This is a genomic window from Paraburkholderia sp. RL18-085-BIA-A (genome assembly GCF_046027075.1).
In the GTDB taxonomy this organism is placed as follows: Bacteria; Pseudomonadota; Gammaproteobacteria; order Burkholderiales; family Burkholderiaceae; genus Paraburkholderia.
On record NZ_JARESU010000717.1, the window covers coordinates 1 to 253 of the forward strand.

The 253-nt window shown below is 58.1% G+C and carries 1 pseudogene; it reads left to right on the forward strand.

Annotated elements, in window-relative coordinates:
- Positions 1–27: 27 nt before the first annotated feature.
- Positions 28–253, forward strand: a pseudogene (locus P0D89_RS54535) (transposase); the annotation flags it as partial.

Below are 253 nucleotides of genomic sequence, written 5' to 3' on the forward strand. Positions count from 1 at the left end.
GAAAACGATTCGCAGGGCCTCCCGGAGATCCACTACACGCGCATCTATCGAGCCTTTCGGCGGTGGCAAGCGGACGGCTGTTTTGAAGCCATTTTCGAAGGCTCGGTGTTCAGGCTTCGACAAGACGATCATCTGGACACCACCGTCATTCATGGCGATGGCACGACCACAGCGGCGAAGAAAGGAGGCGACAACCTCGGCTTCAGCGGTCACAAGAAGGTCAAAGGCGACAAGGTCGTCGCCTTCTGCGACC